At 46.6% G+C, this 13,261-nt stretch carries 11 protein-coding genes; 3 read left to right on the top strand and 8 right to left on the bottom strand.

Annotation, left to right across the window (positions count from 1 at the left end):
- Positions 1 to 9: 9 nt before the first annotated feature.
- Both ACXHJ1_RS08880 and mobA read right to left on the bottom strand, forming a co-directional pair.
- Positions 10 to 624, bottom strand: a complete 615-nt coding sequence (locus ACXHJ1_RS08880) for a LysE/ArgO family amino acid transporter (protein WP_025366026.1) — start codon at positions 622 to 624, stop codon at positions 10 to 12.
- Between the two features lie 46 nt (positions 625 to 670).
- Positions 671 to 1,300 carry a molybdenum cofactor guanylyltransferase gene (gene mobA, locus ACXHJ1_RS08875; RefSeq protein WP_107733808.1) on the bottom strand — a complete coding sequence of 210 codons (630 nt, stop codon included), beginning with the start codon at positions 1,298 to 1,300 and terminating at the stop codon, positions 671 to 673.
- A gap of 195 nt (positions 1,301 to 1,495) precedes the next feature.
- Here mobA and ACXHJ1_RS08870 point away from each other — a divergent pair, with 195 nt between their 5' ends.
- Positions 1,496 to 2,743, top strand: coding sequence for an MFS transporter (locus ACXHJ1_RS08870; RefSeq protein ID WP_016822853.1), 1,248 nt, complete (start codon positions 1,496 to 1,498; stop codon positions 2,741 to 2,743).
- Between the two features lie 126 nt (positions 2,744 to 2,869).
- On the opposite strand, the gene ACXHJ1_RS08865 is transcribed toward ACXHJ1_RS08870, so the two are convergent.
- Entirely contained in the window at positions 2,870 to 4,549 is a 1,680-nt protein-coding gene (locus tag ACXHJ1_RS08865) for a glutamine--tRNA ligase/YqeY domain fusion protein (RefSeq protein WP_025366028.1), read from the bottom strand.
- A gap of 206 nt (positions 4,550 to 4,755) precedes the next feature.
- On the opposite strand from ACXHJ1_RS08865, the gene ACXHJ1_RS08860 reads away from it, so the two are divergent.
- Both ACXHJ1_RS08860 and ACXHJ1_RS08855 read left to right on the top strand, forming a co-directional pair.
- Complete coding sequence (locus ACXHJ1_RS08860; protein ID WP_113051044.1) at positions 4,756 to 5,481, top strand: copper amine oxidase; 726 nt, start codon at positions 4,756 to 4,758, stop codon at positions 5,479 to 5,481.
- An 84-nt stretch (positions 5,482 to 5,565) separates the two neighbouring features.
- Positions 5,566 to 6,114 (top strand): GNAT family N-acetyltransferase, encoded by a 549-nt coding sequence (locus ACXHJ1_RS08855; protein ID WP_107733806.1) that lies wholly within the window; start codon positions 5,566 to 5,568, stop codon positions 6,112 to 6,114.
- Positions 6,115 to 6,223: 109 nt separating this feature from the next.
- On the opposite strand, the gene ACXHJ1_RS08850 is transcribed toward ACXHJ1_RS08855, so the two are convergent.
- From ACXHJ1_RS08850 to ACXHJ1_RS08830, 5 genes are all read right to left on the bottom strand, one after another.
- Positions 6,224 to 6,718 carry a GNAT family N-acetyltransferase gene (locus ACXHJ1_RS08850; RefSeq protein ID WP_016822850.1) on the bottom strand — a complete coding sequence of 165 codons (495 nt, stop codon included), beginning with the start codon at positions 6,716 to 6,718 and terminating at the stop codon, positions 6,224 to 6,226.
- Positions 6,719 to 6,821: 103 nt separating this feature from the next.
- Positions 6,822 to 8,069 carry an MFS transporter gene (locus ACXHJ1_RS08845; protein ID WP_107733805.1) on the bottom strand — a complete coding sequence of 416 codons (1,248 nt, stop codon included), beginning with the start codon at positions 8,067 to 8,069 and terminating at the stop codon, positions 6,822 to 6,824.
- A gap of 46 nt (positions 8,070 to 8,115) precedes the next feature.
- A complete protein-coding gene (locus tag ACXHJ1_RS08840) occupies positions 8,116 to 10,248 on the bottom strand; it encodes a molybdopterin-containing oxidoreductase family protein (protein ID WP_457905973.1) in 2,133 nt (710 codons plus the stop codon).
- Between the two features lie 355 nt (positions 10,249 to 10,603).
- The gene (locus tag ACXHJ1_RS08835; protein ID WP_016822847.1) at positions 10,604 to 11,449 is read right to left on the bottom strand and encodes a formate/nitrite transporter family protein; all 846 of its coding nucleotides are present in this window, start codon (positions 11,447 to 11,449) and stop codon (positions 10,604 to 10,606) included.
- Positions 11,450 to 11,842: 393 nt separating this feature from the next.
- Complete coding sequence (locus tag ACXHJ1_RS08830) at positions 11,843 to 13,204, bottom strand: FAD-dependent oxidoreductase (RefSeq protein WP_016822845.1); 1,362 nt, start codon at positions 13,202 to 13,204, stop codon at positions 11,843 to 11,845.
- Positions 13,205 to 13,261: the final 57 nt, after the last annotated feature.

The raw sequence follows: 13,261 nt of genomic DNA, 5'->3' as shown, positions 1-13,261 counted from the left end.
AGGCTTGGGTCACATACTAGTCATAAAAGTTATCGCCATATAAATGGCCAGACCCAAAATAATCAGTGCCGATATTTTGTTGAGCATAGTACCAAACTTTCCTTCTGAATCCATACGTCCTACAAGCCGGCCCGCCGTTGCCAGACCCACAAACCATATCCACGATACTGACACGGCAGCCAGACCGAAGGCCCAACGTTCCCCGCCGTTATATTGAAGGGAGCTGGTTCCAATTACACCAACCGTGTCAAGTATGGCATGTGGATTCAGTAGCGATACCGAGGCAGCAAAAATCATCTGGCGTTTCGGCAGCATCGGCTGGCTTTCTCCCGAGGAAGCAGCCTTGGACCTCCAAAGAGTCCAAGCCATATACAGCAAAAACAAACAGCCCGCCGCATAAAGCACATTCGTGAGCCATAGAAATTGCTGCAAAACAAGGGATACACCCCCAACGGCAAGCGTGATCAGAATGGTGTCACAGATACCCGCTGTAATGACCGCAGGCAAGGCATTGCGAAACCGCGACTGGGACGCCCCCTGATTAAACACAAATACATTTTGTACCCCTAAAGGCAAAATCAATCCCAATGCCAATAAAACGGCATGAATAATAGCTTCCAGCATGTTATGTACTCCCCCAAATTCATTGCTTAATATTCTCTAAATGCTTCTAATCCTTCCGGAACTGCTCTAACACAAGCTTGTAATCCTGAGGTTTGTTCATGTTGAACACGGCATTGTGCCACATATTCTCTGTCACTCCCGGCATGTCCTCTATAGTGGCATAACGAACATTCAACGTTTCCAACCATTCGGTGAGACGGAGCCGTTTATTCCGCAAACGTTCCTCAGCAGATGGCAGTATGCTCCGATGATACACTCCCAGCAAAGGATGCATACGTCCAGCCACAGAAGCAATTACCGCTTGCAGTGGTGATTCCGCTGCTTCTTTGGGTGCCGCCCACTTTTCAGTTAAAACGAGCAAGGCTTGCAGCACTTCCAGCTGTACAAAAGGCATATCACAGGCCACGACTATTCCCCATTCGGTAGTAGATGCAGATAAGCCTGCATGAATACCACTCAAGGGTCCCATACCCGGATAGATATCAGATATAGTCTCAATACCGCTCAGTCCATATTCTTGATCGTCACGAGTGACTACTACCACCCGTTGGACCGCCTGCTGTAAGGTAATAAATGTCCGTTCAAGCATAGTAGCTCCCTCAATCTCAAGCAGGGCCTTATCCTGTCCCATTCGGCTGGAACGTCCTCCTGCGATGATAATACCAGTCACTTCCACGGAAAACTCCTCCTTTTTTTCTAAAAACAATCACAAATATGCATATGGAATTTTGGACAAAATTGAAATTTACATAATTGTAATTTTATTGGTTTGTTAACCCTTTCAACACATGATACATTGGAATAAAGAACATTCCCACAGATCGACATCGGTGCGTAGTTCTCTATCGGGCTAAGAAAGGAATGGCTTGTCTTGCAAAAGAGAGAAATTCAAGAGACTCCCCTATATTCCCTAAAGCTATATAACTTTTTTCTATATGGAGCTATGGTCATTTTCTCCAGCTTCTTTCCGTTGTATCTACAAGATATCGGCATGGACAAGCTGGAAATCGGGAGTCTGATGGCCATCGGACCTTTTGTATCTGTATTCGCGAATCCTTTCTGGGGATATACAAGCGACCGCAGCCGAAATCTCCGACGTATCCTACTATTTATGATTATAGGTACACTGTTACTGCTCCAAGCTTTATTTCATGTTCACACGTATGTCATGATTTATGTGTCGATGATTGGCTTTTACTTTTTTCAAAGCCCGTTATTTGCTCAAAGCAATACCCTGATTCTCAGTTATATTGAGGGCACGGACCGGAAATTTGGTTCATTTCGCATATGGGGTTCCTTCGGTTGGGCTGTGACTGCGGCAGTTGCCGGCATCGTTGTTGACCACACAGGAGTATCCAGTATATCGACTATCTTTACGATACTTCTTCTGGCTGCATTGATCTGCACTTTGGCAATTCCACCACTGAAAAGCACTGTGGAGACGGCAACCATTCATTTGCGTGGCTTTGGCAGTATTATATTAAACGGATATTTCATATCCTTCATTTTGTTAGGCATCCTTGTATCAATTCCTAATTCAATCAACGGCGCCTTTATGTCCTTGTACATCACCGAACTGGGTGGGTCCAAGCTGATGCTTGGTTTTGCCGTTTTTATGTCATCGGTATTCGAAATTATTGTCTTTTTACTGTTTGATCGCTTCTTGAGGAAAAAAATGACCGTGATGGTCGGCTGTTTGGCACTCGTCAGTTTGCTGTTTGCCTTACGTTGGGAACTCATGGCGCTGGCTACAGACCCGATCCAGATTGTGTTCATTCAGGCACTTCATTGTGTCACCTTCGGTGGATATTTCTATGTAGGCACCCAGTTGACCGTCCTGTTCACTCCTGCAGCATACCGATCATCCGGACAGGCCGTATATACCTTGACCTGGAGTGGTATATCCGGTATCGTAGCAGGTTTTGCTGGCGGTTGGCTATTCCAGAACTTCGGCGGTGAAATGATGTACCATGCAGGTGTCTTCTTCGCCCTGCTGGGCTCTGCGGGATTCGCTATCATGTGGTATATGCTGTACAAGAACGGCTACCAGCCAGGGCATGGCGGCGAGCACAAACCAGGCGAGCATAAACCAATAGAAGAAGCACCACAACGACAATAGAGTGTCTCCAAGTCAATGGTCATGCTCTGAAGAACGGTTGTGCGTAAAATAAAGGAGTCTGCCGTTGGCAGACTCCTTTTCACTTGGTCGCACGAAGCAACCATCCGTCCCACTATTTCCAACGTCTTATTGCTTAGGCAATTGGAAAGAGCTTTTCAATGATACCACACGGTTAAATACAGGCTCACCCGGTTTGGAAAGCTTGGGATCTACACTGAAATAACCATGACGGAAAAATTGGAACTTGTCCTGCGATTGTGCTTCTTTCATATTCCGCTCCACATAGCCATGAGCAATTTCCAAAGAGTTCGGATTTAATTGATCAAGGAATGTTTTTTCCGATCCATCCTCTTCCAGCACCTCTGGTTCCTCTGCGTTAATCAATGGCTCATACAAACGGAATTCAGCCGGAACAGCCTGAGTAGCCTCAACCCAATGGATTGTACCTTTCACTTTACGTCCCGTAAAGCCCGATCCACTCTTGGTTTCTATATCATAAGTACAGTGAATCTCCGTTACATGACCGTCCGCATCCTTAATGACATCGTTGCATTTAATGAAGTAAGCATGTTTGAGACGCACCTCATTACCAGGGAACAAACGGAAGTATTTGCTCGGCGGATTCTCCATGAAATCCTCACGCTCAATATAAATCTCACGAGAAAACGGAATTTGGCGTGTTCCAAGCTCCGGATTTTCTGTATTGTTCTCCGCCTCCAGCATTTCCACTTGTCCTTCAGGATAGTTCGTAATGACCACCTTCAACGGATCTATAACTGCCATCGTACGAGGAGCCTTAAGCTTCAAATCCTCACGTGCAAAATGCTCCAGCACCTGCAAATCAATGACTCCGTAGGCTTTGGAAATGCCTGTCTCATATACGAAGCTGCGAATGGCCTCTGGCGTATAGCCGCGACGACGCAAACCTGAAATGGTTGGCATCCGCGGGTCATCCCAGCCGTCTACGTGTTTTTCATCAACCAGGAGCTTGAGCTTACGTTTGCTGGTTACCGTTTGAGCTAGATTTAGCCGTCCAAATTCGTATTGATGAGGTACGTTTTCCATCTCGCATTCAGCTACAACCCAATCGTACAGTGGGCGTTGATCTTCGAACTCCAGCGAACAAAGCGAATGGGTTACGCCCTCAATTGCATCTTCCAGCGGATGAGCATAGGAATACATCGGATAGATGCACCAGGTATCGCCTGTATTGTGGTGGGCCGTGTGTGAAATGCGGTAAATAACTGGGTCACGCAAATTGATGTTTGGCGAAGCCATATCAATCTTGGCACGCAGCACCTTTTCACCATTCTGGTATTTGCCTGCACGCATCTCTTCAAACAGCTTCAGATTGTCTTCCACACTGCGATCCCGATAAGGGCTGTTTTGTCCCGGTTCTGTCAGTGTTCCGCGCGTTTCACGGATTTGGTCCGCACTTTGGTCATCTACGTAGGCTTTCCCCTTTTGGATCAGCAGGATAGCACGCTTGTACATCTCTTCAAAGTAATTGGAAGCAAAATGTTTTTCTTCCCATTCATAACCAAGCCACTTCACGTCCTCCTGAATGGAGTTCACGTATTCCGTGTCTTCCTTCGCCGGATTGGTGTCATCAAAACGCAGGTTCGTGCGTCCTCCGAATTCATCTCCCAACGAGAAATTGATCCAGATGGCTTTAGCATGTCCAATATGCAAATATCCGTTGGGTTCAGGTGGAAAGCGTGTAACAACCTCCTTGACCTTACCCGTACGTAAATCCTCTTCAATAACATTTTTAATAAAATTGGGGGGAGTAATCGGCTTCTCCACACTAATCAACCTTTCTTCCGTATAATCTGTATACAACCTGTTCCCTTAAATATACCCTTTCACACCGCATAACTCAATAAAATGAAAATCGGGATGCTCTCTTCAGCAAAAAAAGATGCAAGTTATGAAAAAGAGTTAACATTTTCGGCAAATAAATTCGTTATAGTGTATATATCTTTTATTTTACCGGAAAAGGAGACCCACCCGTGTTTAAGCTGTTGATCGTCATCCTGCTGTCTATGCTACTGTCCTCTTCCGTTATGACTACCGATCATCCTTCTTCAAGCATGGTGACCGAAACTGCATTATCTCATCCGCTGGCCAGCGCGCCAGAAGACTCATCTGTCCGCTTATATGCCGTGAGCCCGTCTCAGGGGCTCTTTCATTCAGCCGTACTGGAAATCGGCCAGCAACGCCGCACATTCCAGTGGTCGGGCTCGGCGGATATTTCCACCGCACCACAGTTATTTTACAGAGATGTAAACGAAGACGGGATCCGTGAAGCCGTTGTCATTCTCACGCGTGCCTCGGGGACGGGTGTGGACTTGCAGGAGTTGCATATTGTTAACGTACAGACAATGGAGGAATATGCCGTTGAATCAGCGGAAAATGCTGTATCCCAGCGAGTACACAGCTCCGTGGAGCTACGTGACCACAACCGCCAGGTACATATCGCTGTTATGATTGACGGTACTACACACACGATGGACCCCAAAGCGTCTGTATTTTACGATGATCCAGCCCAGTTTACAAAGCATCTCGATTTTAGCTCTGTTGTAATGTATGACGCCGAACAATTCCCACTCCATGCCACTGTATCCGGTAGCGTATCGCCAAGCGAATTTGTAGGGGATTTGGATCTGAAATATGTATACGAGCAGGGGCGGTTCCGGGTGGGACCTATAAAATTTGAAGCTTCCTCTCCCTTTTGACGACTCTCGCAGAATAAGGTAGCATGGGATTAAATGCTAGACTGGCTGGTTTAGCGATTTTCCGAGTGAAAGAGGGGATTAATCATGTTTACATATGCGTTGGACGAACGCACAGTCCTTCGGCCGCTCACCAAGGAGCATGTGCAGCCTCTGTTTGAGCTGATCGAAATGTCCCGTGACCGTCTGCGTCAATGGCTTCCATGGGTAGACTCCACCACGGAAATCAGCCATACAGAGCAGTTCGTGCAAGGCGCCTTGAAACAAGCCGCAGAGAACGGTAGCCTGACCGCTGGAATTTGGATAGACAACGAGCTTGCTGGCATCATCAGCTACCATGAGATCAATTGGGCTCACCGTTCGGTTAGCATCGGATACTGGCTTGGGCACGGTTACGAAGGACAGGGTCTCATGACCAGTGCCTGCCGCGTATTCGTCGAATATGCGTTGGTGGAGTTGGACTTGCATCGGGTCGAAATCCGTTGTGCAACGACAAACCGCCGCAGCCGCGGTATTCCAGAACGCCTGGGCTTTGTGCTCGAAGGCATTGTACGCGAAGCAGAGTTGCTGCCAGATGGCTATATGAACCACGCAGTGTATGGTATGCTCCAGAATGAATGGAAGCAACTTCGATAGCCTTGTACTGCACAACAACGCCGCAGGCCTGATCAGGTCTGCGGCGTTGTTGATTATGAACTGGACATCACAACCGAATGTTGCTGCCTGTCTGTCTGTATCCTCCGGTCTATTTTAGGAAATAGGCCATTAGAACATCATCCACAAATTGGCCTGCGATATAAAACTCCTCATGCAGCCGCCCTTCAATTGCAAAACCGCATTTTTCATAAAACATAAGGGCTTCCGTGTTACAGGACAGTACACGCAAACTTAACTTGCGGATGCCCTCCGCAGCTGCAATCTCCTTCATGGAGTTCATAAGCGCCGTCCCAATACCCTTGCGATGATAGTCTGGACGTACAGCTATATTTATTTCGAGTACATGACAATTACTAGCCAACAGCGTTGGAGGACGAAATCCAATATACCCGCAGAGCACTTCCTGTTCGATGGCAACCAGTTGAGAGCCTGGAGGCGTATTGCGCAGAAACTCTCCGCGCGACTTCCATGACAGCGAAGCAGGAGCCGTGCGTTCATTCCATACCAATTCATCCAGCGCAATCAGATCAGGAGCATCCTTCATCTCCGAATGACGTATCGTCAAGGGTTGACTTGTAAACAATTCCTTTCAATCCTTCCTGTGAAGGCTTTCCTGAGCAATAACTGCAACCATTCGTCACTTATTGTACCATAATCGCAGCTCATTACTGAACTTTTATTAGGACTTAAGAACTGGGAACGTCCACCTTGGAAGAAGTATCAAAATCACCCATATTGTGACGGTAACGATTCAACCAGCTATGCAGGACAAAAAATAGAATCGACAACACCGCTACGCCCGCTGCCAGCCAAAGTGTAGGAGGTAACCCACCACCATCATACAACTTCCCCATAAAATAAGGTCCCATCACCCGTCCGGCTGCACCAATGCCCCCCACAAGTCCAATGTAAAAGGGTGCGCCCCGACCTCCATGATCAGACAGGAATGCTGGAACCGCAGGTGCAATCAGCATTTCTCCCAGAGTCGCCAGTACCATAGCGAATATCATCCCAGTATAGTTCTGTGTGCCCAGTATGACAATATAAGCTGCCAAATAAAATCCTCCAGCCCATGTCATTTGCGCAGAAGCGTGATGAGCGTACAGCCGTTTGATCCAGAAAATAATAGGTTGTGCGGCAAAAATGAGAATACCATTCAACGTCCATAATAATCCATACATCGTTTTAGGCAAGCCCTGTTCAATAATATGGGGAGAGACTCCCGTATTCCAGATCGAATTGCCAAACCATAAAAAAAGCGAGCCTAACCCCACAAAGAGATACAGCCTGGTATCACAAAACAGCAACCGAGCGGGTATTTCTTCTTTTTTCATCACAGACTTGCTGAGCTGGACTTCTCCCTCTTCCCGATCTACCCTGCTTAGATAAGACCAGAAGAATCCAGCAAATACCGCAGAAGTCACCCCGTTCATCACAAAGCTGAGCTGATAGGAAAGGTCGGCCAGAACGCCGCTCAGTCCCGTTCCGAGTGCCACCCCAATATTGTTCGCGACATAAATGATATTAAACAGCTCTCCACGTCGGTCAGCAAAACGAAAACCTACAAAGGCCTGAATCGCAGGCACAGATACCACATTAAAAAAGCCGATAAAGCCCATCATGATGACAAAAGCCACCCAATGACCACTGGTAAATGGAAGCGAGAGAAGTCCCAACGCATTCATGGCCAGTGAGCCGACAATCAGTTGCTTGGCTCCAATACGATGATAAAGGGCTCCGCCCAGCACTTGACCAAAAATTCCGCCTAAAGACTGCACTAAAATTGCAATCCCCGCATCTTCCATACTACGGTTCAGTTCGTCAAATACATACATGCTAACGAGCGGCCACATGAGGGAACTTCCAGCGGAATTAATCAGGCTGGCAATGAGAAATACTTTTACTTCTTTCGGATAAGACTCCAACCATTTCATATGTTTTGCTTCTCCTTTTGCACCTGGCGCCATGAAAGGCAGTTTCTCATTGGTGCTTCACATTCACCACCGTTGAGAAAAAAGTAGCCCCCTGCCCCATATCCGACAGCCGGTCAGAGGTTAACGCATTGGCGCGCTGTCTGCGTCCTTTGCCTTTCCACCATAATCCTTGGCTAATCACCGTGCCGGGCAGCATCAGATCGGTGACCTTGGCTTTCAATTCATACATTCCCCTGTCATTCCAGACGGTAACCGGATCACCATCTGCGATGTCTCTTGCCTGAGCATCCTCCGGGTGAATTTGCAGCAAGGGCTCCCGTTCCAAGCGCTGATGTTTGGGCAAATTAGCAAATGTAGAATTCAAAAAATTATGGTTTGGCGGTGAAACAAACATCAATGGAAAACGATCATCCGCTTGCGGCCGATGCTCTCCGTCATACCCTTCGACCAGCGGTACATAGGAGGGCAATGCAGGCAGACCTGCTTGTTTCATCTTTTCCGAATACAACTCTATCTTGCCTGAAGGCGTAGTTAAACGCTCCAAATAAGTAGCCTTTGGCGTCATATCGAGCTTTACAAAAGGCGACTTTATTAAGGCATCCAAGGTTACACCATTGAGATAAGGGTTCGTTGGATTATCAAGCGCTCCTGCGATCATATCCTCTTCACTTTCCGTAAAGGCAGCTTCATCAAAGCCCATTGCCTGTCCGAGCAGGCTAAATAGCTCATAATTGCTTTTGCTTTCCCCTAGCGGATCAATAACAGGCTTCTGCATCTGGATATAGTGGTGCCAGTACGATTTGTATAGATCTGTTCCTTCAAAAGAAGACGCAGCAGGCAGCACAATATCTGCATAGCAGGCCGTATCGGTAAGGAACAGGTCATGAACAACCGTAAACAGATCCTCTCGTTCAAATCCCTCCGTTACCCGTTGCGAATCGGGTGCTACAACTACTGGATTACTACAATATACGAATAACGCCTTAATCGGCTGTTCCTTTTGTAGCAGCGCCTCTCCAATCCGGTTCATGTTGATCACCCGGGCATCCGGGTTCTGTCGCAGATCAGGACGCTCCAAATGGGCGCTGTTAATCTTGGCATAAGCGCCATTGGAGCGCGACGCTCCTCCGCCGTGCTTCAACCATTGTCCAGTGAGTGCAGGCAAGCATGTAACTGCGCGTACGTTCATACCGCCATTATCATGATGCTGAAGCCCATTTCCAATATTGATATAGGCCGCTCGCGCCTTTCCATACATTTCCGCCAAACGGATAATATCCTCTTTCGGCACGCCGGTAATCCGCGAAACCCGCTCTGGTGTATAGGTCTTAACATGCTCGCGCAGTTCCTCGTGACCTACAGTATAGCGATGTAAAAATTCGTCGTCTGTCAGTCCCTGATCAAACAGTACATGCATAACCCCCAGCGCAAGCGCCGTATCCGTACCCGGATATAATGGAATGAACCAATCCGCCCATTGCGCCGTCCGGTTGCGATGAACATCAATTACGACCACCTTAGCACCTTTTTTACGTGCTTTCTCAGCCAATACGACCTGATGCATGTTGGTGCTAATGACATTTCCACCCCATACAATAATGAGATCTGCATCTTCTGTATCCTCCGGGCTCGTGCCGCCCTTAAACCCCATAACGGATGCCCAGCCTTCATTCCCAGCCACGCTACAAATCGTCTGATCCAGCTGGCTTGAACCTAGTGCATTGAAAAAGCGACGATCCATTCCATCCACACTCAATACGCCCATATTGCCATAAAAGCTGTAGGGGAGTATGGATTCCGGTCCATCCGTACGTATCAGCTCCTTGAACCGACCTGTAATGGTATCGACCGCTTCCTCCCAGCTAATTCGTTCAAATTTCCCTTCCCCTTTGGCACCTACACGCTTCAACGGATAAAGCACCCGATCCGGATCATATACGCGCTCGGTCATATTGCGGACTTTGTTGCATATAGCCCCTTTGGTAATGGGATGATCCGGATTACCAGTCACCTTGACTATCTTTCCATCTTCCTTGTGAAGCAGGAGCCCACACGTATCCGGGCAATCCAACGGGCATACAGCCGGAAAAATACCATTCTGCTGCTCCGTCATCCGCTGTCCTCTTTGTAGATTTTGTTGAAGTGTGGCCTCAAGAGGCGCGCTATTGCGATGATCCATGGTTAAATGCTCCTTTCCGTTACCGTTTCCAAAAATTACACTGTTCTTATCATATCTACAGCTTTGGCCTATGGCAAGAGAAGGATTTTACCACACAGTAGCTCTCCAAAATATAAAAAAATCCGTCTGCTGCATAGAGCAAAACGGATTTTAAAAAGTAAAATTATTTTTTTATCATTCTGTTTCATCATTACATACCCAGGGTAAAAGAGATCAAGGCATTATGGACGAGAGCACACTCATCCTCCATGCCAAATCATGGACCACTCCCAAAAAAATCCGCCATGACAGGTTTCGTTCCCCCGGGCCTGTCATGGCGGATTTGCTTTGTTTATTGCTTCATAAAGTAACGTGATTATGCATGATCACTCAACGGCTTGGATGTAACTGAAGAAGTAGTTTGAGGTTCATTCACGGAATGTGTGTTGGCTTGAGTTTTTTTCAGATAGGCCAGCCAGTAGGCTCCAGCCACAAACAGACTGCCTCCTACCAAATTCCCCAACCAGACCGGAATAAAATTCATAACATACTCTGCCCACGAAAAATGACCTGCAAATATAGCCGCCGGAATGAGAAACATATTGGCAACAACGTGCTGGAATCCAATAGCAACAAAGGCCATGGTCGGGAACCAAATTCCCATAATTTTGCCGCCGATAGAGTCTGTGCTATATGCCATCCATACAGCCAGTGCTACGAGCCAGTTACATCCTATACCTGATATAAAAGACTGCAAAAAGCTTTCATGCAGCTTATGTCCTGCCATATCCACCACTTTATCCAGGTAAGGACCCGTTTCGGTCAAGCCTAGAACATGCCCAAAGAAAAACGCAACAAATAATGCACCTGCAAAATTACTGAGCGTAATAATTGCCAAATTACGAAGCATGGCCCCTGTCTTAATTCGCCCTGCCCATCTCGCCAAAGGGACTGCCATCATATTGCCGGTCAGCAATTCCCCACCAGCTATCAAAACTAACACCAGACCTACAGGGAACACCGCAGCTCCAATAAAGGTAGCAATGCTTCCCCATTCTTTAGGTGCACTTGCAATAACGCGTATATCCAGCAAAAACCCGAGTGCAATAAATGCACCTGCCAAAAATCCCAATACCACCGCCACAGTCCACGGGTTGTTCGCCTTGGCCACTCCTGTTTCCACCGTCTTTTCGGCAATTTGCCCCGGTTTATAGCTTGCCATCTGCCCCCGCTCCTTTAATATCTTTTAAACAAAATATTCTTCTTTCATATTTTATTTAAAATCAGTGATTTTGTTTGTGAAAAAAATCACTTTCTCAACTATAAAAAAAACAGCCCTCGAAAAAGGACTGTCTTTCTATTTTATTACATCTACTGCTACTGCGCTGCTATGCGCTTTACATTTAATTATATTCTTCCTTTTCAACGGCTTTCAAGAACCAAAGTACTCCGCCCAGACCGATGGCTGCGACAACTACAAGAAAAAGGATATAAAACAAACCCATTATCTACTTCTCCCCCTAATCCTTATGCTCTCTATATTGTACTATAAGGATTCATCCGTACGCTTTCAGATTGTTGACAAACTTATGAACAATGTCACAGACAAATCGGATTATACAGTAACTGGGTTCCGTTCGGATATTGTAGGCAATGCCTGCAAACCTGCCGCGTTCAGGAAATTCCAAGGCTTGTTATAGTGCGGCTGGAAGAAGAAATCGACAAAGGCCAACTGATCAATGGTCATATGATTTTGAATGGCTACAGACAGGGTGTTAATGGATTGCGTCAAATCGACCTTCGACATAATTTGTGCCCCAACAATTCTCCGTGTCTCCTGCTCATATACAACCTTCAGCAACACCTTTTCAGAAGTCGGCATAAACTCAGGACGGTAGCTGTCCTCAATGGTTACAGCTTCTACAGTCATCCCCTCGTCCGTTGCTGCGGCTTCCGTCATTCCTGTTCCCGCAATATTATCTTCGTAAATTTTGATACCCGAGGTTCCTTGTGTTCCCATGTAGGCAATGGTAGGTTGTACCAGATTACGCGCCACCAGCGTACCCATACGAACCGCATTGGTCGCCAATGGGATATAAGCTGTTTTGCCAGTCGGATTATAACGAATTGCACAACTGTCGCCTGCTGCAAACACGTCTGGGCAGCTACTTTGCATATAATTGTCCACAATGATCGCACCGTTAGGCAACATATCTACCTGACCTTTGAGCAGATCCGTTTGAGGTCGGAAACCGATACAGAGTATAACAAGCTCTGTTTCATATTCTCCTTTGGAGGTCACGACCTTACTTACTTTACCGTTAGTCCCCTCAAAACGACTTACTGTCTCGCCAAGTACCAGCTTAATGCCATGTTCTCTCAGGGAATTCTCAATCCGGTCTGTATACTCATGGTCTAAATACTTATTCAATATACGATCAGCACTGTCGATCAGCGTTACGTTCTTACCGTTCATTTGAAAAGCTTCTACCAGCTCAACACCAATGTATCCAGCTCCCACGACAGTAATGTTCTGTACGTGCTGGGCTTTCTCTATGATTTCATTCGAATGATTATAGTTTTTGCAGAGCAAAATATGATCAAGTTCAATGCCTTCCAGCTTCGGAATAATTGGCCACGATCCAGTAGTCACAATCAATTTATCAAATGTATCCGTAAATTCCTCACCGGTTTGGAGATTACGTGCATGCAGCGTCTTGCCCGCTGTATCTACACTCGTTACCTCATGAAGCATCTTGGTCACTACACCCATATCAGCCAGTTGATCTGGGGACGAATAAAACAATCCGTGCGGATCTTTGACGACACCACCTACATACAGTGCAATACCACAAGATAAAAATGAAATATTGTCATTACGCTCATAGACCGTAATTTCGGCATCTGGATAACATTTAGCTGTGTTGACTATGGCTGCCGTACCTGCGTGTGTACATCCGATAACTGCTACTTTCATGTTGAATTCCTCCTTGGTGTGTGGGCATAAAATGTATAATAATTGTGAATACTTTCA

The organism is Paenibacillus sp. ALE2 (assembly GCF_054113385.1).
This window is presented reverse-complemented; position numbering and strand designations above follow the sequence as displayed.

Coding starts and splice junctions, on each gene's coding strand:
- ACXHJ1_RS08835 (WP_016822847.1), bottom strand. CDS start 11,449: ATGGCAAGCTATAAACCGGGGCAAATTGCCGAAAAGACGGTGGAAACA.
- ACXHJ1_RS08830 (WP_016822845.1), bottom strand. CDS start 13,204: ATGAAAGTAGCAGTTATCGGATGTACACACGCAGGTACGGCAGCCATA.
- ACXHJ1_RS08845 (WP_107733805.1), bottom strand. CDS start 8,069: ATGAAATGGTTGGAGTCTTATCCGAAAGAAGTAAAAGTATTTCTCATT.
- ACXHJ1_RS08855 (WP_107733806.1), top strand. CDS start 5,566: ATGTTTACATATGCGTTGGACGAACGCACAGTCCTTCGGCCGCTCACC.
- ACXHJ1_RS08880 (WP_025366026.1), bottom strand. CDS start 624: ATGCTGGAAGCTATTATTCATGCCGTTTTATTGGCATTGGGATTGATT.
- ACXHJ1_RS08840 (WP_457905973.1), bottom strand. CDS start 10,248: ATGGATCATCGCAATAGCGCGCCTCTTGAGGCCACACTTCAACAAAAT.